The sequence below is a fragment of the Caldicellulosiruptor sp. F32 genome (genome assembly GCF_000404025.1).
Lineage (GTDB): Bacteria > Bacillota > Thermoanaerobacteria > Caldicellulosiruptorales > Caldicellulosiruptoraceae > Caldicellulosiruptor > Caldicellulosiruptor saccharolyticus.
In genome coordinates, this window is the sequence record NZ_APGP01000120.1 from 77113 (window position 1) to 99220 (window position 22108).

The window sequence follows — 22108 nt, forward strand, 5'->3', positions numbered from 1 at the left end:
TTAAATAGAAGGGCTGATTGAACATGTACATGAGCACCGATGAGATAAGAGAAAAATTTCTGCAATTTTTCGAGTCAAAAGGACATTTGAGACTGCCAAGCTTTTCATTAATTCCAAAAAACGACAAGAGCCTTCTTTTAATAAATGCTGGTATGGCACCACTCAAACCTTATTTTTTAGGTATTGAAGAACCACCAAGAAGAAGGATAACTACATGTCAGAAATGCATAAGAACACCTGATATTGACAGAGTCGGTAAAACTGCGAGACATGCTACATTCTTCGAGATGCTTGGAAACTTTTCCTTTGGAGATTATTTCAAGAAAGAAGCAATTACCTGGGCTTGGGAGTTTGTAACAGAGGTTTTAAAGCTTCCAAAAGAGAGGCTTTGGGTGACAATATACGAAGAGGACGATGAAGCGTTTGAGATTTGGCACAAAGAAGTTGGACTTGAAGAGGGCAGAATTAAAAGAATGGGCAAGGAAGACAATTTTTGGGAGATAGGAACAGGTCCGTGTGGTCCCTGTTCAGAGATATATTTTGACAGGGGCGTGGACAAGGGCTGTGGCAAGGAGACATGTGGAATTGGTTGTGATTGTGATAGGTATGTTGAGTTTTGGAATCTTGTATTTACACAGTTTGACAAAGATGAAAATGGTGTCTATCACAAGCTCAAGAATCCTAACATAGACACTGGAATGGGACTTGAGAGAATTGCTGCAATTATGCAAGGTGTTGATTCATTGTTTGACATTGATATAGTAAAGGCTATTCGTGACAAGATATGTGAAATCACTGGTTGTGAATATGGCAAAGATAGTGAAAAAGATGTATCAATCAGAGTCATTACAGATCACATCAGAGGTACCGTTTTCATGATTGGTGATGGTATTTTACCTTCTAATGAAGGTAGAGGCTATGTTTTGAGAAGACTTATCAGAAGGGCAGCACGACATGGAAGAATGCTTGGCAAGAAAGAGACGTTTTTACATTTAATTGTTGATACTGTGATAGAGGCCTATAAAAATCCGTATCCTGAACTGATTCAAAAAGGTGAGTACATCAAAAAGGTACTCTATAATGAAGAAAGTAGGTTCAACCAGACAATTGATATTGGACTTGAGCTTCTCGAAAACGAGATTGACAGGTTAAAAAAGAACAAAGAAAATGTGTTAAAAGGCGAAATTGCTTTTAAATTATACGACACATATGGCTTTCCGCTTGACCTGACAAAAGAGATCGCTGCAGAGAAAGGAATAATTGTTGACCAAGAAGGCTTTGACAAACTTATGCAGCAGCAGAGAGAAAGAGCACGGATGGCACAAAAAGAGCTTGAAAATATTGGCTGGAAAGATATCAACATAACAATCGAAGATGAAATTGAAACAGTCTTTGTTGGATATGACACCTTAGAGACACAGAGCAGAATATTAAGGATTTTCTCAAATGATGATGAAGTTTCATATGTAAAAGAAGGAGATATTTGTTACATTATTTTGGATAAAACCCCATTTTACGCAGAAAGTGGTGGACAGGTAGCAGACAAAGGTGTGTTAGAAACCGAAGGTGGAGTGGCAGAGGTTTTAGATGTCAAAAAGGGACCAAAAGGGACAATTCTTCATAAAGCGAAGGTAATAAAAGGCGAGATTGCAGTTGACAACAATATATTTGCGAAGGTCAATAAGAATTTGAGGCTTGCTACAATGAAGAATCACACTGCAACCCACCTTTTACACAGCAGCTTAAGAAGAATACTTGGCGAGCATGCAACGCAAAGCGGCTCACTTGTTGAACCAGAAAGACTCAGGTTTGACTTTGCTCACTTTGAACCATTGAGTGAGGAGCAGATAGTTGAGATTGAAAAGATGGTAAATGACATCATTCAACAAGCCATTCCTGTTGAAAAGATTCAGACTGACTTAGATTCAGCAATAAAGATGGGGGCAACTGCACTATTTGATGAGAAGTATTCTAATATAGTCAGGGTTATAAAAATAGGCGATTTCAGTATGGAACTGTGTGGAGGCACTCACGTTGACAACACAGGACAAATAGGAATGTTTAAGATAATTTCAGAGTCAAGCGTTGCTGCAGGTGTTAGAAGAATTGAGGCTATAACAGGCAATAAAGTGTATGAGTTCATGCTAAATAATCAAAAGGTGCTAAAAGATATAAGAAACAAACTCAAAGCAAACAGCGACAGTGAAATTGTTGCAAAAATCAACCAGCTTGAGGAAAGGATAACTGCTCTTGAAAAAGAGTTAGAAAAGCACAAACTTTTGCTTGTAGATAATGAGCTATCATTACTCTACAATGAAGGTTTGCAAATTGGCGAGTTTAGACTGATTATAAACAAGAAGGAGACACAGGATACAGATTATATAAGGCTTTTGACCGACAGAATTCGAGAAAGGGATTCAAAGGCAATAGTTTTGAACTTGATAAAACAAGATAAAAAGGCTATTGTGCTGATGGCATGTTCAAAAGAGGCAGTGAAAAAGGGTATAGACTGCGGCAAAACAGTAAAAGATGTTTGTGAGGTGCTTGGTGGCAAAGGTGGAGGAAGACCTGATTTTGCTCAGGGCGGAGGCAACAAAATTGAGAATTTAGATTTAGCAGCTCAAAGAGCAATTGAGCTAATCAAAAGCTCTATTGAGGGAGGAAGTTAAGATGGGTGAGTGTATCTTTTGTAAGATTGTGAACAAACAAATACCCTCTGAGATAGTTTATGAAGATGAACATGTTTGTGCTTTCAAAGACATAAACCCCACAGCTCCTGTTCATATTCTGGTTGTACCGAAACAGCACATAGAAAGTTTAAATCACCTTGACAATAGCCACAAAGAGCTTATAGGTCATATATTTGTTGTTGCAAAAGAACTATCTGACAGATTTGGGGTAAAAGAAAAAGGCTTTAGAATTGTTGTCAATTGTGGTGAAGATGGCGGTCAGACGGTTAATCATCTGCACTTTCACCTACTTGGTGGGCGAAAATTCTCATGGCCAGCAGGTTAATTCACAAACTTTTTAATTTTAAGGAGTTAAATTACACAAATGATTGTAGGAGTATTTGCCAATTTCCAAAAAGAACTCAGCAAGGAGATTTTGGATAAGATTGTAAGTGTTCTTAAAAATGAGAAAATTGACTGGGTACTTATGAATGAGAAAAACAAAGATAGTGTAAAAGTTAATTTTTTGATAACAATTGGCGGTGACGGAACTCTACTTAATGTTGTTGAAAAGGTTGCAAAAGAGAATCTTCCTGTGCTTGGAATCAACTGTGGACGTGTTGGGTATCTGACAGAAGAGGTGGCCGACAATATTCATTTTGCCATTAAAAAGATAATTGACAATGATTACTTTATTGAAGAGAGACACCTTGTTGAAGCCCATTTTAAAGACAAAATATTCTATGCACTAAATGATATTTGCTTAGCCAGGAGTACATTCAATATTATAGATTTGAGTCTTTATATAGATGAAGTATTCGCACAGGAGTACAGAAGCGATGGGATCATTATCGCAACTGCAACAGGTTCTACTGCATACTCTCTTTCAGCAGGAGGTCCAATAGTTGAGCCACAATTAGGGGTGATGGTTGTCACCCCTATTTGCCCCCATTCTTTGAGCTCAAGAAGTTTAGTTTTAGGTGATGACCGGGTTGTAAAGATAAAAAGCGAGTCTGATGAGGTTTTGGTTGTAAGCGATGGAAGAGTTGCAGATACGCTTAAAAAAGGTGAGTATCTTGAATGCAAGATTTCATCAAAAAAGCTAAAACTTGTGAGACTTAAAAAGAAAAACTTTTATGAGGTGTTAAGGGAAAAGATTAAAGAGTAAAAAGAGAGGTGTAGGTTTGTAAAATGAAATCTGAAAGACAACAAAAGATTTTAGAGATAATTCAAAGTGAGGACATAGAAACTCAAGAAGAGCTTGTTGAAAAACTAAGAGAGTTAGGGTACGATGTCACTCAAGCGACAGTTTCAAGAGATATAAAGGAGCTCAGACTTACAAAGGTCTTAACAGAAACAGGAAAATACAAATATGCAGTATTATCTGGACCTGAGGCAAACATTACTGAAAAGTTAATAAAGGTGTTTTCCGAGTCGATTATAAAATATGACACAGCTGACAACCTTGTTATAATAAAGACAATAACAGGGGCTGCTCAGGGCGCTGCCGCTGCAATCGATTCACTGAACTGGCCAGAGGTCATAGGAACAATAGCAGGCGATGATACAATCTTTATTGCAACAAAGGGAAATGCAGCGGCTGAAAAGATTGTTGAGAGAATTAAAGCTATTTTGAGTCAAGGTGATTGATTATCATGTTAAAAAGATTACTTATCGAAAACATTGCTATAATTGAAAAGCTTGAGATAGAGTTTGATAAAGGCTTGAGCATACTGACAGGTGAAACAGGAGCTGGTAAATCGATAATAATTGACTCTCTTTCCTTGCTTTTAGGGACAAAGGCAAGAAAGGAGATTATTCGTACAAATTGTACAAAGGCTTTAGTCTCGGCAGTTTTTGATATAGAGAAAGAAAGCACTCTTGAGCTTTTAAACTCAATGGGCGTTGTACCTGAAGACGGTCAGCTTATTGTTTCTCGTGAAATATATTCAAATGGCAAGAGTATATGCAAGGTCAATAACCAATTTGTTACATTGTCAAATTTGAGAGAAATAACAAAGCATATTTTCGAGATTCATGGGCAAAATGAAACTCATCTTTTAAACGACAAGAAAATTCAGCTTATGTACTTAGACAGGTTTTGTGGAAAGAATGTGGAAGAGCTCAAAAATCAATATAGACAGCTTTTTTATGAGTACCAAGAAAAAAGTAAGGTACTGAAAGAGCTGATCGACCAAGAGAAGGAGAAGGATAGAAACTTAGACATTCTCAATTATCAAATTAATGAGATCGAGAGCGTCTCTCCGCGTCTTGGAGAGGATATTGAACTTGAAAGAAGGAAGGATATTGTACAGAATATTTCAAAACTAAAGTATAATACAGAAAGGATGTTACATATCTTTAACAAAAACCTCATAGAGTCAATAGAAGTTTGTATCAAACTTGCAAGTGAGAACTCAAAGTTTGATGACAGTTTTAAAGATATCATAGAAAGATTAAACAACATCTATTATGAAGTTGAGGATATGTCATTTGCTATCTCAAAGAAATCTGACTCTTACATAATAGATGAACATGAGTTAGAGGCAATAGTTGATAGACTTGACAAGATAAATAGGTTAAAGAAAAAGTATGGCGGAAGCCTTGAACAAGTTTTGAACTTCAAGCAAGAGCTTATAAAACAAAAAATGGCAATCGAAAAGAACAGTGAAATGATAGAAGAGTTAAAAAGCGAGATTTCAAAGATAGAAGAAAGGCTTTATTTGCTTGCAAATGATATTTCAAAGTTTAGAAAAGAAGCCGCAAAAGAGTTTGAACAAAGGGTTTTAGAGCTATTAGATCAATTAGAGATGAAAAATGTGGAATTCAAAGTTGCATTTTCACAGAGGGATTTGTACGAAGAAGGGATAGATGAGATAGAGTTTTTAATTTCAACAAATCTTGGACAAGAACTAAAAAGCCTAAGCAATATTGCTTCTGGTGGTGAGCTTTCCAGAATAATGCTTGCCGTCAAATCCATTATGGCTGAAAAGGATGATGTTTTGCTTATAATATTTGATGAGATAGACAGTGGCCTAAGCGGCATTGCAGCAAGCAAGCTTGCAAGGCTTTTAAAAGACCTTTCTAAAAAGCATCAAGTCATTTGTATTACTCATTTGCCTCAGGTTGCCGCTGCTGCTGACACTCATTTTTATGTATACAAAGAGATTAAAAACCAGTCAACAGTTTCGAGTGTAAAAAGGTTAGAAGAAAATGAGTCACTGAAAGAGATTGCGCGTATGTTTTCGGGGGAGGACATTACTGACAGTTCAATTCTTCATGCAAAACAATTAAAAGCTCAGTTTGTCTAAAAAAGAATTATTCAGAATATATTCGAAAAAGAGTGGGGAGGATATTTTAATAGAATTTTGATTATAGACGGTGTTACAAATTGAAAAAAGTAGTATTTTCAATTTTTCTTTTTTATCTAATTGCAACCACTTTATTTTTTATATACTTAAATATTACCCCCGATTATCTAACATGTTACAAGTCAGATAAATGTGTATCTATAAAAACTCCTGTCTTTGTAGATGTAAGTTCGGTGAATAATAATGTTTTAAAAACAATCAAGAACAATTTGCTATTTAAAACAAGCACCTTTTACCTCAATAACAAATCAAACTCTCTTATCTGTGAGCTGAGAATAGGTGCTATTCCTTTAAAAGTGCTAAAGATATCCATAATTGAACAAAAAGATTTGATTGTAATGGGGAAATTTGTTGGTATTAAGCTAATGACAAATGGAATTTTAGTGATAGGATATTCTTATGTATATTCAGAAAATTCAAAGCCCAAAATTCCAGCAAGGGAAGCAGGAGTTCAGATTGGCGACCAGATAATAAGTGCAAATGGCCAAAAACTAATAGATTGTGACCAGCTGTTCAAAATAATAAATTCATCACAGGGAAAAACAGTAACACTTTTAGTTAAAAGAGGTGAGTACTATAAAGAGGTTAAAATCAGACCTATACTCAGCAGCGAGGGAGTCTATAAAATAGGCCTTTGGGTTAGAGACGGCACAAGCGGTATAGGAACACTTACATTTGTGGACAAGAAAAGAGGTACGTTTGGTGCGCTTGGACATGGAATTTCAGACATCGACACAAACATACTACTTGATTTGAAAGAAGGTCAAGTTTATAAAGCAGAGGTAATCGACATAAAAAAGAATGAATACCAGGAAATTGGTGAAGTCATAGGAAATATTGATGAAAATGCAGTTGTTGGAAATATTCTGATTAACAGTCAGTTTGGGGTATATGGAAAATTAATAGATAAAGATTTTTTAAGATATGGGGTTAACTATGAGGTTGCAAGAGCGCAAGATGTTCATGTTGGTGATGGGTATATTATAACAGATGTTTCAAATAGTATACAAAAGTTCAAGGTAAAAATAGAGAAAATTTTGCCACTTTACAGAAATTCGACAAAAGCCATGGTAGTTAAAGTTACTGACAAAAGACTCATGAAGATTACAGGTGGAATTGTTCAGGGTATGAGCGGTTCTCCAATTATCCAAGATAACAAGCTGGTAGGGGCTGTTACACATGTGTTTATGAAAGAACCAGATAAAGGTTATGCTGTTTTTATTGAAAATATGATAAATATGACAAATAGAATAAGATAAATTTGTCGGTTATTGCTAAAAGGATGTTTCCATCAATTGTTGAATTTTTATGTATATAACACAATAAAATGAGGGAGATATATGGAAAAACTGAGAGTTGTCATTGCTGATGACAACAGACAATTCAATATGCTTCTTACTGAAGTTTTCAATTCACAGCCAGATTTTATGGTTGTGGGAAACTCTTATGATGGAGTTGAAACATTAAAAGTTGTAGAGGAGCTAAAACCTGATCTTTTAATGCTTGACATTATAATGCCCTATTTAGATGGAATAGGCGTGATTGAGAATTTATCTACCATGAAAACCAAACCAAACATAATTGTAATCTCTGCAGTTGGACAAGAGAACATTTCTCAAAAGGCTGTTAACATGGGTGCTCTGTACTATTTTGTAAAGCCTTTTGACTTGAATGTCATGATAGAAAGAGTCAGGCAGCTTGTTTTTAACCTTCCCGTTAAAAAAGAGTTACCAGAAGGAATGATCAATCAGTCATCAACAAAGAATAGTATAAACCAGGTTGACTTAGAGAGTGAAGTATCAGAGATTTTAAAAGAGCTTGGTATTCCTGCGCATGTAAGAGGTTACCAGTTTTTAAGAGATGCCATAATTGAGGCAACATTAGATGCTGATTTGATAAACGGTATTACAAAGGCATTATATCCTTTGATTGCCGAAAAGTACAATACAACTCCAACAAGAGTTGAAAGAGCTATTCGACATGCCATTGAAATTTCATCAACAAGAGGCAAAGTAGATGCTCTTTACAAGTACTTTGGATACTCAACATCCCAAGAAAGGGGAAAACCCACAAATGCTGAATTTATTGCATTGATAAGCGATAAATTGAGATTAAAGCTCAAAAAATCCTCCAAGGCAAAGTAAAAGAAGTTTTTAAAAAAGAAGTTTATACATACACTTATTAATAAGACTAAAAATTTTTTAAAAAACTCATGAAAAAAGGATTAATATATTCCGCCCTTGTGCTATCAATAGGTTCAATTTTTGCAAAGTTTGTAGGGATTTTTTTGAAGGTACCGCTTATAAATATAGTTGGGGACTATGGGATAGGGTTGTATCAACTACCTTATCCCATTTATACTACTATCTTGACATTTAGCATGACAGGTTTTTCGTTAGCAGTTGCAAAGCTTATTTCAACCTACAATCCCGAAAAAGATTATGAGTCTGTTAGCGTTGTATTTTATATGAGTCTGGTTACAATTACAATCTTTTCGTTCTTATTCTCTCTTTTGTATGTAATTGCTGCAAAGAGAATAATAGCAATTTTTAAATGGCCCTCTGATGTGCTCTTTCCATATTTAGCTTTAGCACCTGCGCTTTTTGTTGTTTCTGTGCAGTCGGCTTACCGAGGGTATTTTAATGGAATAAAAAAGATGTATATAACTTCAATATCCCAGATATTAGAATCAATAGGCCGTGTTGGTTTTGGTCTTGTGCTGTGTATTATTTTACTTGCAAGAGGCGTTTCACTTTCGGTTGCAGGCGCACTTTTGGGTGCAAGCTTAGGAGCTTTGGTTTCATTAGCTTTTCTTTATGCAGCTTTTAAAAAGCAGCAGATACATCTTAATAAAAATTTACAACCACTTTTTAGAGAAAGTCTACCAATAGCAAGAAGGATTATTATCCTTACGTTTTATTTTTCTCTTTCTTCATTTTTGATGTCTGCTATTTCAATAACTGATTCACTCTTTTTTCCCTATTTTATGAACATGAGACATTATCCAAATAGATTTACATCTGAGCTTTTTGGTATTTTCTCAGGAAAGGCAATGACATTAATTCATGTTCCACTTACATTTAGTATTTCAATGGCAATTAGTATTATTTCATATATGTCATCAGCCAAAACCTTGTCCGAAAAAAGAAAGCTTATAGCTCAAGGTTTGGAATATGTACTTTTAATAAATATACCTTGTATTGCAGCCTTTTTCTTTTTTCCAGATACTATCATTAATCTTGTATTTTTTAATAGTCCAACAGGCGGCAAGGTATTGAGGTTTTCGTCTTTGCTTACATTAGTAATATCACTGGTTCAATTTTCAACTTCTGTTCTTCAGGGTTTAGGTAGGTTTTTAGTGCCGGTCAAAAGTATATTAATTGCTATTGTGATAAAAATTGCGTGTATGTTTGTCTTTATTGTAATATACAACTTAAACATTGTAGGCTGTATCTTAGCTAATCTAATGTGCTATACAGTAATCTTCTTAGTGAATTTTTTAGAGCTGAAAAACCAAAACATAGATGCTTTTAGTGTGAACAAATTGCTTTACATTGTAATTTCAAGTGCTATAATGGTTATTACAGGCAGTTTAATAATTAGGATACTTACCGAAAGTTCTAACATTGTGCAAGGAAGTGTGTTGGTAATTGGCTGTATAGCAGCTTACACAATCTTTCTTTTTATTTTCAGAGTGCTTAAATTTTCAAATCTCAAGCAACTTATTACGAGGTGAGGTAAATTGAAGATAGGAATTATCGGCTGTGGCAATATGGCAAACTCAATTGCATATTCAATAACCAAAACACAAAAACATCAGTTGTTCTGCTATGATGTTGATGAGACAAAGGCAGACAAGTTTAGTGAGCTCTATGGTGCAACGAAACTGATGAGTGAAAATGAAGTTGTTTTAAACTGTGATATAATAATAATTGCAGTAAAGCCAAAAGACATATTCAATGTCTTAAGAAAAATAAAAGATGTGGTAGGGGATAAGATTATTGTATCCATTGCAGCAGGAATTTCAATTGAGAAAATAAAAGATGTAGTTGGTAATAAGAAGATTGTCAGAGTTATGCCAAATATAAATATAAATGTTGAAGAGGGCATTTTGGGAGTTTGCTTTTCAGAAAGTGTTTTGCAGGAGGAAAAAGATAAAGTTACAGAGCTTTTTAAGAGTATGGGAGCAGTGATAGTTGTTGATGAAAAATTTATGGATGCTATCACAGCACTCTTTGGAAGTGGTCCTGCATTTGTCGCACACTTTGTTGAAAGCTATATAGACGCAACAGTAAAACTCGGGTTTTCTAAACAAGAAAGCTATGACCTTGTTTTAAAACTTTTTTATGGTACAATAGTTAACATGAAAAATAATATGTTAACTACTCACCAAATAAAGGATATGGTTACATCTCCAGGTGGTACTACTATTGAAGGGCTTATTGAATTTGAAAGAAAAGCATTAAAGGGTGCCATTATTGATGGTATCATTAAAGCTTATGAGAGGTCTAAAAGTATTTTATAGGTGTGAGAAAAGAGATGAAAGAAGTTGTAATATACACAGACGGAGCATGCAGCAAAAATCCCGGACCTGGTGGATGGTGTGCTATACTAATTTACAAAGGTATTAAAAAGGTATTAAAAGGTTTTGAAGAAAACACTACCAACAACAGGATGGAGCTAAAAGCCATAATTGAAGGATTGAAGGCTCTCAAAGAGCCTTGCAAAGTGACAGTTTATACTGACTCTGCATATATTGTAAATGCTATCAATCAAAACTGGATAGGAAAATGGCAGAAGAACAATTGGAAAACCTCCGAAAAGGAAGAGGTAAAAAACATTGATTTGTGGCAAGAGCTGCTTGAGTTTCTTAAAGTACACAATGTAAAGTTCGAAAAAGTAAAAGGTCACAGCACAGATACACTAAATAACATGTGTGATGAGATTGCAAGAAGTATGATTAAAGAGATGAGATGATTTCTACAAAAAGGGGAAGACGAAAAAGGTGTTTGAAATAAAAAAAGGGATTGTGAAAAGAGAATGTGAGCTTGCAAATGGTTACCAGGTGGTTGAGGTTGAATATGAAGACAAAGATGTCTTTCTTGCAATAAATTTCTTGGATATAAATAAAAAAGTTGTTATAGGGCAAGAGGTTTTAGTAAACATCACAGCAAGAAAGTTAAAACTTGGAACTGGCGGGTATGATTATATCTTGCCTACTGATTCATTTTGTAATCTTTCAAAAGGGCACATTATGAAACTTCGGTACACGCCATTGCAGTTTTCAGTACTGACGGAAGAAGAAAAAAATCCCGAACTTTTCAATAGAGTACCAAGTTTTGATGATTTAATTATTGTAGTATGTGAGCTTCACAGTATGCTTTTACCAATTTGTCTTTATCTTAAAGAGTTTTACAGAAATATGAAAATTACAGCGATAATAAATGACTGGGGAATGCTAAATGCGAAGCTTTCTAATAATTTGAGATTCCTAAAAGAAAACCACTTTGTTGATTATATAATAACATGTCAAGAGGCGTTCAATGGAGATTTTGAGTGTATAAATGAGATAAATTCCCTTATATTTTCCCAAAGTTTAGATACCCAAGTTGCGATTATATCACCACTTCCTGGGATTGTAGGTACAGGGACAAAATTTGGGTTCAGTGCTTACAAGGCTGTAAATGTGATTGAGGATATATCAAGGTTTGGTGGAAAAGTTGTTTTTCCTGTAAGAGTTTCTAAAAGTGAGAATAGAGAAAGACATAAATTCATAAGCCATCATTCACTTACAATACTAAGTTATGTAAATTCCTCTGTAGAGATTCCTATTTTCGAATTTGAAGACAAGCTCTTCTTTACCAGGGTTTTTAGGGTTTTGAACAATTACAGAGCAAAACATAACTTAATACATATTGATGAGATTGACGATAATATAATTGTAAAATACAAACCTTTGCTAAAAACAATGGGAAGAGGTTTTGAAGAGGATAAGGAGTATTTTCTACAGCTTTTTGCCACCGCAGAATATATCTTGAGAAAATTACAAAGGAGATGAAGTAGAAAATGGACCTTTACGAAAAGACAATAGAATCTAAACTCATCTATGATGGGTCATTCATTAGCTTAAAGGTAGACAAGGTTTTGCTTCCGGATGGGAAAACTTCTCAGAGGGCAATTGTCTTACATTCAGGTGCAGCAGTTATTGTACCAGTAGACCAGGAAAATAATGTTGTGCTAATCAAACAGTTCAGAAAACCAATTGAAAAGGTTATTATAGAACTTCCTGCCGGAAAGCTTGACAAAAATGAAGACCCGCTTGAATGTGCAAAAAGAGAGCTTGAGGAAGAGACAGGCCTCAGAGCACAAGAGTTTATAAAACTCACAGAAATCTATACAACTCCTGGATTTTCAAATGAGGTTATACATGTGTACTTGGCAAGAGGACTCTCTCAAGGCAGTTCGCACACAGACTCTGATGAGTTTGTTGAGGTTTTTAAAGTTAGCTTAGATGAAGCTATTTTGATGGTTAAAAATGGTGAAGTTAAAGATGCAAAGACAATAATAGGTCTTCTTCTTGCAAAGATGTATTTAGAGGAGCAAGGGTATAAAGGATGAGAGTATATGCTGACCTTCACGTGCATATTGGTTTTTCAAATGGAAGATACATAAAAATACCATCTTCAAAGGAGCTCACAATTGAAAATATTTTAAAGGTGTCAAGAGAGGAAAAGGGGTTAGACGTAATTGGAATTGTTGATTTGTTGTGTGATGATGTAATTTCTGAAGTACAAAGTCTAATAGATTGTGGAAGAATACTCCTCAAAGATAATAATTTGTACTATGAGAATATTTTGATTATTCCTGCTGCAGAGATTGAACTGAGATATAACTCAAATGATTTTCATTGCCTCATTTTTTTTGAAAGTATTGATAAGCTAATCAATTTCAAAAAACAAAGTAAAAGGTATTTTAATCAGCTTAAGTTTAGCTGTCCTGTTTTCAAAGGAAATATTGAAGATTTTGAAAAGATTGCAAAGGATTTTGAACTTTTTGTTGTGCCAGCACATGCATTTACACCTTATAAAGGTTTTTATTCAGCAGCCTTTGCAATTGAAGAGGTATTCAGAATACTTGAAATTCATACAATTGAGCTTGGACTTTCGGCTGATTCATACCTGGTAAAAGACCTTTTTGATACACAAAGTAGAACTCTTTTGTCAAACTCTGATGCACACTCTTTAAAGAACATAGCAAGAGAGTTTAATGAAATTGAAATTCCAAATTTTTCTGCAGAAGGGTTGCTAAAGAGTTTAAAAGAAAACAGGGTTGTTGCAAACTATGGTATAAATCCGCGACTTGGTAAATACCACAAATCATATTGTAAAAACTGCAATTTTTCATTCAACATAAAAGAAAATCAGCCTACCTGTCCATTTTGTGGGAAAGATAATATAGTATTAGGTGTTGAAGACAGAATTTCCATGCTCAAAAAAAGTGAAATGGATAGCCAAAAACCACCGTACTTTTATACATTTCCGTTCGAATTGGTTGAGGGATTTGGAGATAAAACAAGGAAGAAGATAATTGAGGTATTCAAAACAGAAGTAAACTTTGTAAAGGCTTTATATGATGATCAAAGCTATGAAAAGCTAAAATATTTTGTTGGTGATAGTATTTTTGAAAAGTTAAAGCGTTACATTAAAGGACATTATAGCATAAAATTTGGTGCAGGTGGTTATTTTGGGAAGATTAGATTTAAATGAAAATGGGTGAGAACTCATGATAGACGCTGAAAAATTAAAGAAAAACATTGAAGAGATTCAAGAAAGGATTGAAAAGGCTTGTTTGCGAAGTGGAAGAAAATCAAGTGAAGTAAAACTACTTGGTGCAACAAAAGGTGTTGATATTAATACTATTAGACTTGCAAACGAGTTAGGCATAAAGATTTTTGGTGAAAATCGTGTTCAGGAATTTTTGCCAAAGTACAATGAACTTCCTCAATTGGAATGGCATTTTATTGGAAGACTTCAGACAAACAAGATTAAGTATATTTATGATAAAGTCTTATTAATTCATTCTATAGAAAAAGTAGAACAGATTCAGGAGTTAGAAAAGAGATGTTCAAAAGCAGCTAAGAAAATAGATGTTTTGATAGAGGTAAATGTGGGTGGTGAGGAATCAAAAGGTGGAGTTTTACCAGATAATGTTGAGGAGTTAATTGAGAATATTTGCGAATGCAAGCATGTTAATTTAAAAGGTTTTATGACAATTCCTCCAATTGAAGACGATGAGAAAAAGTTGAGACAGTATTTTAGAAAGATGAAAGAAATCTTTGAAAATTATAAAAAATTAAATTATAATAATGTTAAAATTGAAGTGTTGTCAATGGGCATGAGCAATGACTTTGAAGTGGCAATTGAAGAAGGTGCCACTTTGGTTAGAATAGGAACAAAACTATTTGGTGAAAGACCAAAAACTTAAGGAGGTTTTGGTTATGTTTGATAATCTTCAGAGAAAGTTTTTAAATCTAATTGGTATTGAGATTGAAGAGGAGGACAAGCCACAAGAGAGTACAAAAGCAAAAGAAGAAAACGTAAAGCCAAAGCATGAAACACCGAAGGTTGTAACAATAGGAAAAGCAAATCAGACAGAAGTTACAGTTTATAATCTTAAGCTTTTTGATGAGGTTGTAAAGGTATGTGATGCGCTGAGAGAGAACAAGATAGTGGTATTCAATTTGGAGCAGGTTGCAGAGGACCATATACAAAGAATAATAGACTTTGTAAGCGGGGCTGTTTATGTTCTTGACGCAAAGATTCACAAGGTCAGCAAAAAGATATTTGTTGTTGTTCCAAGAAGCATTGATTTAGAGGTAGACGAGCAATTAAAAGAGGAGTTTAGAACAAAAGGAGTATTTGCTTGGCTAAAATAGGAATATATTACCTGATGGCTTGGAGGATGTAGATGATAAGATTTATATTTGGACTTGCTGACAAGGCAATTGCTTTTGTGGAGTTTTGTATTGTTGTAGATGCACTTTTGTCGTGGGTTATCGTTGACCCATACAACAAATACAGAAGAGTACTTGGCATGATTGTAAATCCTATACTTGACCCCATAAGATCAATATCTCAAAAGTACATCAGAATAGGGTTTATTGACTTTTCGCCCTTGATTGCAATTATTTTATTGGAGATTGTAAGAAGACTTTTGTGGTTATTTTATGCAATATTGATTTAGAATTTAACTTCTTGAAGTGGAGCGACAAAAGGAGAATGTATTACATTCCTGAGGAAAACAAATATGAAATCTTAAAAGTCAAAAATTTGATAGAAAGAAGTTACGGTGGTATTGAATATTCGGATTTTCTATCTCCATATGCACAAAAGTATGCTATTGATATAATTTTAAAAGGTGAAAATCCGTATCTTTTTTATCAAATATGGGGAGGATACGAAGATAGTGAAAGAAAAGTGTTAGCACTTTCTTTTGACAGTAGGTTAGAAGAGACGGACTTTTCTCATTTTCCAATTGATATAATCTTGATTAAATCAGATACAATACTTTCTCACAGACAGATTTTGGGAACGTTTATAGGTCAAGGACTCAAGCGTGACAAGATTGGAGACATATTGGTAAAAGAAAATAAAGCTTTAGTATTTGTAAAAGAAGAAGTGAGCCTTTTTATAACAACACATATAGACAGAATAGGAAGAGATAGAATAAAAACAGAGGTTGTCAACAAAGATGATATAGATATCTCACAATTTATACAAAATAGTGGCAAAAGAATTGTATGCAGTGTCCCTTCCATGAGAGTAGATGCCATTGTAAGCCACGGTTTTGGGATTTCAAGGGAAGATGCAAGTGATCTTGTGAGGCAGTTTAAAGTTGCTGTGAACTGGGTGTATATTGATAAGCCTTCGTATGAGGTCAAAGAAGGCGATTTGATTTCTGTCAGGCATCATGGCAGATTAAAAGTAGAGAAGGTATTGACAACCACCAAAAAGGGAAGAATTAGTATTGAGCTTTTGAGGTTTTCATAATTCTGCATTGTGGAGGTAAAACTTTTATGTTAACTCCTCAAGACATTGAATCTAAGACCTTTAAAAGGGTGTATATAGGTGGTTATAGTGTTGAAGAGGTGGAAGAATTTTTAGAACAGGTATTAAAAGATTATGAAGCTCTGTACAAAGAAAATCTTGAGCTGAAAGACAAGATTGCGCTACTGAACGAAAATATCCAAAACTACAAGACAATCGAAGAAACTTTGCAAAATACCTTAATTGTTGCCCAGTCAACTGCAGAGGAGATAAAGAAAGTTGCCTATCAGAAGGCAGAAAGCATAATAAAAGAAGCTGAAATGAAAGCATCGAAGATTATTGAAGAGGCAAACAGCAAGGTTTTGCAAATCACATATGAATATGGCGAACTTAAAAAAAGATATCAGCTTTTTTTGAATAAGTTTAGGAATTTACTTCAAACAGAGCTCAGTGCACTTGAAATGGTAGACAAAGAACTACAAAATGACTAATTAAATTTTGCAGGGGGATGAAACATAAAATGGATTGGAGTCAAACATTGAACTTACCAAAGACCGAGTTTCCGATGAGGGCAAATCTTGCACAACGTGAACCTGAGTTTTTGAAATTTTGGGAAGAAAAAGAGATATTCAAAAAAATACTAAAGAAAAATAAAGGTGTAAAGAAATTCATACTTCATGACGGACCACCTTATGCAAACGGGGATATTCATTTGGGACATGCTCTCAACAAGGTGTTAAAAGACATTGTGAACAAGTACAAAGCACTACAAGGATACTATACACCTTATATACCCGGTTGGGATACTCACGGGCTTCCAATTGAGCAGCAGGTTATAAAAAAGCTTGGGGTTAATAGACACGAAGTCGATGTTGTTGAATTTAGGAAGAAGTGTAAGGAATTTGCATTAAGTTACATTGACATTCAAAGAAATCAGTTCAAACGCTTAGGTGTGTTTGGCGAGTGGGAAAATCCTTACATGACATTAGACCCCAAGTTTGAGGCAAGGCAGATTCGTGTTTTTGGCGAGATGGCTAAAAAAGGGTATATCTATAAAGGACTAAAACCTGTCTATTGGTGTCCGTCATGTGAGACTGCTTTGGCCGAGGCAGAGATAGAGTATCAAGAAGACAAGACATATTCAATCTATGTAAAATTTGAGGTAATAGATGATAAGGGATTGTTTGCTAACTTGAATTTATCTGGCAAAAAGGTTTACATTGTAATTTGGACAACCACAACGTGGACCCTTCCAGGCAATTTAGCAATTGCACTAAACGCCGATTTTGATTACAGCTTGGTTGACGTTGGGAATGAAATCTTAATTGTGGCATCTGAGCTTGTAGAAAGAGTAATGAAGACAAATAAAATTGACCAATATCATGAGATTGCAAGGTTTAAAGGCAAGGATTTAGAATACGTAAAATGCAAACATCCTTTTTTGGATAGAACCTCTTTAGTAATTTTAGGTGAGCATGTTACTTTGGAAGCAGGAACTGGCTGTGTTCACACAGCACCTGGTCATGGTGAAGAGGACTTTGAGGTCTGTCAAAGATATAATATTCCTGTAATTGTTCCGGTTGACAATAAAGGATATTTGACAAAAGAAGCTGGCAAGTTTGCAGGGCTTTTTTATGAAGACTCAAACAAAGAAATTGCAAAGGAGTTAGAAGCTTCAGGTCATCTTTTAGGTGTTGAAAAGATAACTCACCAGTATCCTCACTGCTGGAGATGTAAAAATCCTGTTATATTCAGAGCAACCGAGCAGTGGTTTGCATCTGTTAAAGGGTTTAGAGAAGAGGCACTGAAGGCGGTTGATGATGTCAAATGGGTGCCAGAGTGGGGAAGAGATAGAATTTACAATATGATTGCAGACAGGCAAGACTGGTGTATCTCAAGACAGAGAATCTGGGGTGTGCCAATTCCAATCTTCTATTGCAAAAATTGCAGGAAAGAGTTAATAACTGATGAGACAATTGACTATATAGCAAAGATATTTGAGAAAGAAGGCTCTGATGCATGGTTTTCTAAGGATGTAAAAGAGCTTTTGCCAGAAGGTACAAAGTGCCCTGTTTGTGGATGCATGGAGTTTGAAAAAGAGACTGACATTATGGATGTGTGGTTTGACTCAGGATCTTCTCATGCTTATGTCTTAGAGAGCAGAGAAGATTTAGAGTGGCCATGTGATATGTATTTGGAAGGAAACGACCAGTACAGAGGATGGTTCCAATCATCGCTTTTGACAGCTGTGGCAACAAAGGGAAGAGCACCATATAGAATTGTTCTGACACATGGGTTTGTTGTTGACGGCGAAGGGAAGAAAATGTCAAAGTCAGAAGGTAATGTAATATCGCCGTTTGATATTATCAATGAGTTTGGTGCAGATATCTTAAGGCTTTGGTGCGTGTCGGCTGACTACACAACAGATATGAGAATTTCAAAGGATATTATAAAACAGCTAACAGAAATTTATAGAAAGATAAGAAACACAGCAAGATTCTTGCTTGGCAATCTTTATGACTTTAATCCAAAGACAGATAAGGTAGGATGTGAAAACCTGAAAGAAATTGACAAGTGGGCATTACAAAGGCTATATAAGTTGATTGAAAAGGTGACAAAAGCTTACGAAGAATATGATTATAATCAGGTATATCATCTTGTTCATAACTTCTGTGTAATTGACATGAGTAATTTGTATCTTGACATAAACAAAGATAGACTTTATGCATCAAAAAGTGAAAGCCTTGACAGAAGATCTGCACAGACAGTCATGTACGAAATACTGGTTGCCCTCACAAAACTTATTGCACCAATTTTGTCTTTCACAGCAGAGGAGATTTGGCAAAATATTATTTTTAAAGAAGAAGACGCTGAATCAGTATTTTTGACAAGCTGGCCAAAGGTCGACGAAAGCATATTAAAAGATGAAACCTTGAAAGAAAAGTGGAACAAAATAATTGAAATAAAGGACATTGTTGCAAAACAGCTTGAGATTGCAAGAAATGAAAAGCTTATTGGAAGTTCTTTAGACAGCAAAGTAAAGATTTTTGCAAAAGGTGATGTAAAAAGATTCATAGAAGAAAACAAAGACATTATCCAGGAAGTGCTGATTGTTTCTCAGCTTGAGGTTGAAGAAGGCGATAGCGACCAGATTAAAGTAGAAGTTTACAAGGCTGATGGCTTAAAGTGTGAACGATGTTGGAAATTCGATACAATGGTTGGAAAGAACGAAGAAAATTTAAATGTATGTCCGAGATGCTATGAGGTTGTAAAAGTTAAATAACATAAAAAAGATAAAGCCGGTATTATAAGAAGTGCCGGCTTGTCTTTTATTTTATAAAATTTACAAAAAGGATGGGTAGGATGGAAGATAGGATTTACTTAAATTTGAAAAGGGAAGAAAAGAACATTCCTATTGTTTTTGTTGAGGAAGTTGAAAAAATTGGAGAACATATTGCATATTTTAACTACTCAAATCTTGTAATATTTACTGACAAGATGGTCTACAGACTCTACAAAGGTTTTATTGATAGCCTTAAACCTACTTACCTTTACCTTTTTGATGAAGGTGAGGAGTCAAAGTCAATAGAGTCTTACCTGAAAGCCATTGATTATCTTTTGGATAGCAATGTAGACAGAAGAGCATTGTTTGTTGCAATTGGTGGAGGGGTTGTTGGTGATGTAGTAGGGTTTGTAGCATCTACATATAAACGTGGTGTGAGGCTCATTCACGTTCCAACAACTCTTCTTTCAATGGTTGATAGTAGTATTGGTGGTAAAACTGGAATTAATTATAAATCCTATAAGAACCAGATTGGAACATTTTATCAACCTGAGATGATAATAATTTGCCCTCAGTTTTTAGGAACACTTCCAAAAAGCGAAGTTTTATCTGGAATTGGTGAAATAATGAAATATGGTTTTACCTTAGATAAAAGTATTTTGGATATGAAAGGTAGATTTGAAAAAGATGTTTTTGAGATTTTTCAAGATAAAATACTTGCTATGCAGTTGATAAAGAAATCTATTAACTGTAAAGTTAAAGTTGTTGAAAAGGATGAAAAGGAATCACTTTTGAGAGAAGTTCTGAATTTTGGCCATACTGTAGGCCATGCATTAGAGACGTATTACAATTACTATTTTTCTCATGGGATATTTGTTATTTTGGGAATGATTGCTGAGATGATACTTTCGAATATGATATTTAATTTTGATTTGTCAAACGTAGATCTTTTAATAAGAATTTTTGAGAAGAATAGTATAAAACTTCCTCAAAGATTTGAGAAGAGCCAAATTATCTCAATTATGAAATATGACAAGAAGAATATAAATGCTTCTATAAGAATGGTTTTATTAAAAGATGTATGTGATTATGTTTTAGGTTACGAAATTAATGAAGATATTTTATATGAGGCACTTGATAGGTTCGAAAAAATTGTTTTATCTTAAAATGCCTCAGTCTGACATAGTCAAGAAGAAGCTCCCTTGTCTTGGCTATATAGCTTACAAATTATAAAAAACAAATGCCAAGAAAAGGGAGCTTCTTTATGTGTTAATTCTGATTTCTGCATCGTTATAGATTGTCAAATATGAATCATATTTCTCTTATGACTCTGCGTCAAAAGTTTTAAAAAACTTTTCAAAAACCTCTTTTCAAGTTGGTTTTTACGATTGTAATATATAAAACTAATCAAAATTGTATAAGGGGGGTGTCTATGTAACTTTTTAGACACCCCCTGTAACTTATTACTTGATGAGCAAACTTAATGAAATTTCTTCTGGTACCACTTTGTGACTAACAAGTGCTATATTTTTATCATTCCATGTAGGCTCAAATTTATACATTTTTTTGTCTTTAATACTGTATACCACAACGTTATACTTTACTTTATTATTTTTAACTTCTTTTTCGCTGAAAATAAGATAGTTATTGCCAAAAAATTTAACTGAATCGTATTGTACCACACTATTTGTAGAATGTAACTTAAATAATGTTTCAAATGAACTTTTATTTCTATTTAATTTCATAACTCTTATTAAATTTTTTTCAGGATATGATGCTTCTTTTATGGATTGTATATCCGTTATAAATGCAGATATTCCATTTTTGGTGCTATATCAAAATGTTATCTTGGCGGATATAATAAATTATTGATAGTAGGATAAGAAGTTGTATCTACTACTTTTAAATTATTTTTATCAAACCATACAATATTGTATGGAGAGATAGGGAAATAAAGGACTTTTTCATTGTTTTTATTATATTCTTTGAATTTACTCTCTTGAATCCAGGTGATAAAAATAAGTCAATTATTAATTTCAGATGGTACAAATTGAATCGTGTTAATTTGTGAATTCTTAGGAACAACAATAAGACTTTTAGTGTCAATTTCTTTTGTTATTTTTTTAGTTTTGATATTCCATTTTTGGATACTAAGCTTACCGTTAGGTTTATGGGGAACATTATAAAGTTAATAAAAGTTCATTATTCAGCCAATGTATAAAAAATTGCTCACTAAAATCTTTTGTGAGCCAATATTCTTTTTTTTGTTTTGAGATCAACAATTAAAATATTCTGTGAATCTCTTTCTCTGTTCCACGTTGAAATTGCTATATATTTACCATCGGGTGAAATAGCTGCTTCAGGATTGGGTCCTCTTCCACCTTTCCAAACAAGATACAAAGTAGGTCTTCTACCTTGTAATAGTTCTTGTATATCCCAATCAAATATTGCATTTTGGTTTACTCCAAAAGAAGATTTTAACCATGTGGAAGAAAGAATTATATTATTATTTCTGTTCGTGCAATCAACATGAATGTTGATGTTTGTCATAAAAAAACATACTAATACAATTAAGCTTACTATTAGTTTATTCTTCATTATTATCCCTCTGATTATTTAGTTAAAAAATTGCTTAACCTGAAGCCATGTTCGTCCATTTTGACATCATCAGGTTCATCCAAAAGAGGTTCATTTTGTAAACATTCAATATAGAGTTCCTTTTCTTTCAGTAATTCAATC

The 22108-nt window shown here is 34.2% G+C and carries 22 protein-coding genes; 20 read left to right on the forward strand and 2 right to left on the reverse strand.

Going from position 1 to position 22108, the window contains the following annotated elements; all coding sequences use genetic code 11:
- Positions 1–23: 23 nt before the first annotated feature.
- The 20 genes from alaS (at position 24) to aroB (ending at position 20535) form a co-directional block, all read left to right on the forward strand.
- Positions 24–2669, forward strand: coding sequence for an alanine--tRNA ligase (alaS, locus tag H964_RS11420; protein WP_039767751.1), 2646 nt, complete (start codon positions 24–26; stop codon positions 2667–2669).
- Between the two features lies 1 nt (position 2670).
- The gene (locus H964_RS11425; protein WP_011917416.1) at positions 2671–3015 is read left to right on the forward strand and encodes a histidine triad nucleotide-binding protein; all 345 of its coding nucleotides are present in this window, start codon (positions 2671–2673) and stop codon (positions 3013–3015) included.
- A gap of 39 nt (positions 3016–3054) precedes the next feature.
- Complete coding sequence (locus H964_RS11430; RefSeq protein ID WP_011917417.1) at positions 3055–3837, forward strand: NAD(+)/NADH kinase; 783 nt, start codon at positions 3055–3057, stop codon at positions 3835–3837.
- Between the two features lie 23 nt (positions 3838–3860).
- On the forward strand, positions 3861–4319 hold the full coding sequence (locus H964_RS11435; RefSeq protein ID WP_011917418.1) for an arginine repressor: 459 nt from the start codon (positions 3861–3863) through the stop codon (positions 4317–4319).
- A 5-nt stretch (positions 4320–4324) separates the two neighbouring features.
- On the forward strand, positions 4325–5980 hold the full coding sequence (recN, locus tag H964_RS11440) for a DNA repair protein RecN (protein ID WP_011917419.1): 1656 nt from the start codon (positions 4325–4327) through the stop codon (positions 5978–5980).
- An 80-nt stretch (positions 5981–6060) separates the two neighbouring features.
- A complete protein-coding gene (gene spoIVB, locus H964_RS11445) occupies positions 6061–7299 on the forward strand; it encodes a SpoIVB peptidase (RefSeq protein ID WP_039767754.1) in 1239 nt (412 codons plus the stop codon).
- Positions 7300–7380: 81 nt separating this feature from the next.
- The gene (spo0A, locus tag H964_RS11450) at positions 7381–8184 is read left to right on the forward strand and encodes a sporulation transcription factor Spo0A (RefSeq protein ID WP_039767756.1); all 804 of its coding nucleotides are present in this window, start codon (positions 7381–7383) and stop codon (positions 8182–8184) included.
- Between the two features lie 68 nt (positions 8185–8252).
- Positions 8253–9776 (forward strand): putative polysaccharide biosynthesis protein, encoded by a 1524-nt coding sequence (locus H964_RS11455; RefSeq protein ID WP_011917422.1) that lies wholly within the window; start codon positions 8253–8255, stop codon positions 9774–9776.
- Positions 9777–9782: 6 nt separating this feature from the next.
- Positions 9783–10565 carry a pyrroline-5-carboxylate reductase gene (gene proC, locus H964_RS11460; RefSeq protein WP_039767758.1) on the forward strand — a complete coding sequence of 261 codons (783 nt, stop codon included), beginning with the start codon at positions 9783–9785 and terminating at the stop codon, positions 10563–10565.
- Between the two features lie 14 nt (positions 10566–10579).
- Positions 10580–11017, forward strand: coding sequence for a ribonuclease HI (gene rnhA / locus H964_RS11465; protein ID WP_011917424.1), 438 nt, complete (start codon positions 10580–10582; stop codon positions 11015–11017).
- Between the two features lie 28 nt (positions 11018–11045).
- Entirely contained in the window at positions 11046–12098 is a 1053-nt protein-coding gene (locus tag H964_RS11470) for a DUF3866 family protein (RefSeq protein WP_011917425.1), read from the forward strand.
- A gap of 8 nt (positions 12099–12106) precedes the next feature.
- Positions 12107–12658, forward strand: coding sequence for an NUDIX domain-containing protein (locus H964_RS11475; protein ID WP_011917426.1), 552 nt, complete (start codon positions 12107–12109; stop codon positions 12656–12658).
- Positions 12655–13806 carry an endonuclease Q family protein gene (locus tag H964_RS11480; protein ID WP_039767760.1) on the forward strand — a complete coding sequence of 384 codons (1152 nt, stop codon included), beginning with the start codon at positions 12655–12657 and terminating at the stop codon, positions 13804–13806. The genes H964_RS11475 and H964_RS11480 overlap by 4 nt, the downstream gene beginning before the upstream one ends.
- A gap of 16 nt (positions 13807–13822) precedes the next feature.
- Positions 13823–14524, forward strand: a complete 702-nt coding sequence (locus H964_RS11485) for a YggS family pyridoxal phosphate-dependent enzyme (protein ID WP_011917428.1) — start codon at positions 13823–13825, stop codon at positions 14522–14524.
- 13 nt (positions 14525–14537) lie between these two features.
- Entirely contained in the window at positions 14538–14975 is a 438-nt protein-coding gene (locus tag H964_RS11490; protein ID WP_011917429.1) for a cell division protein SepF, read from the forward strand.
- Positions 14976–15007: 32 nt separating this feature from the next.
- Positions 15008–15283, forward strand: a complete 276-nt coding sequence (locus H964_RS11495; RefSeq protein WP_011917430.1) for a YggT family protein — start codon at positions 15008–15010, stop codon at positions 15281–15283.
- A gap of 35 nt (positions 15284–15318) precedes the next feature.
- Positions 15319–16089, forward strand: coding sequence for a YlmH family RNA-binding protein (locus tag H964_RS11500; protein WP_011917431.1), 771 nt, complete (start codon positions 15319–15321; stop codon positions 16087–16089).
- Between the two features lie 26 nt (positions 16090–16115).
- Positions 16116–16577 (forward strand): DivIVA domain-containing protein, encoded by a 462-nt coding sequence (locus H964_RS11505; RefSeq protein ID WP_011917432.1) that lies wholly within the window; start codon positions 16116–16118, stop codon positions 16575–16577.
- A gap of 29 nt (positions 16578–16606) precedes the next feature.
- Complete coding sequence (gene ileS, locus H964_RS11510; protein ID WP_039767763.1) at positions 16607–19369, forward strand: isoleucine--tRNA ligase; 2763 nt, start codon at positions 16607–16609, stop codon at positions 19367–19369.
- A gap of 80 nt (positions 19370–19449) precedes the next feature.
- On the forward strand, positions 19450–20535 hold the full coding sequence (aroB, locus tag H964_RS11515; protein WP_039767765.1) for a 3-dehydroquinate synthase: 1086 nt from the start codon (positions 19450–19452) through the stop codon (positions 20533–20535).
- A gap of 297 nt (positions 20536–20832) precedes the next feature.
- Here aroB and H964_RS11520 read toward each other — a convergent pair whose 3' ends face one another.
- The gene (locus tag H964_RS11520; protein ID WP_039767767.1) at positions 20833–21114 is read right to left on the reverse strand and encodes a hypothetical protein; all 282 of its coding nucleotides are present in this window, start codon (positions 21112–21114) and stop codon (positions 20833–20835) included.
- Between the two features lie 487 nt (positions 21115–21601).
- Positions 21602–21967: a hypothetical protein gene (locus H964_RS12450; RefSeq protein WP_039767769.1), complete on the reverse strand. Its 366-nt coding sequence runs from the start codon at positions 21965–21967 to the stop codon at positions 21602–21604.
- Between the last annotated feature and the right edge of the window lie 141 nt (positions 21968–22108).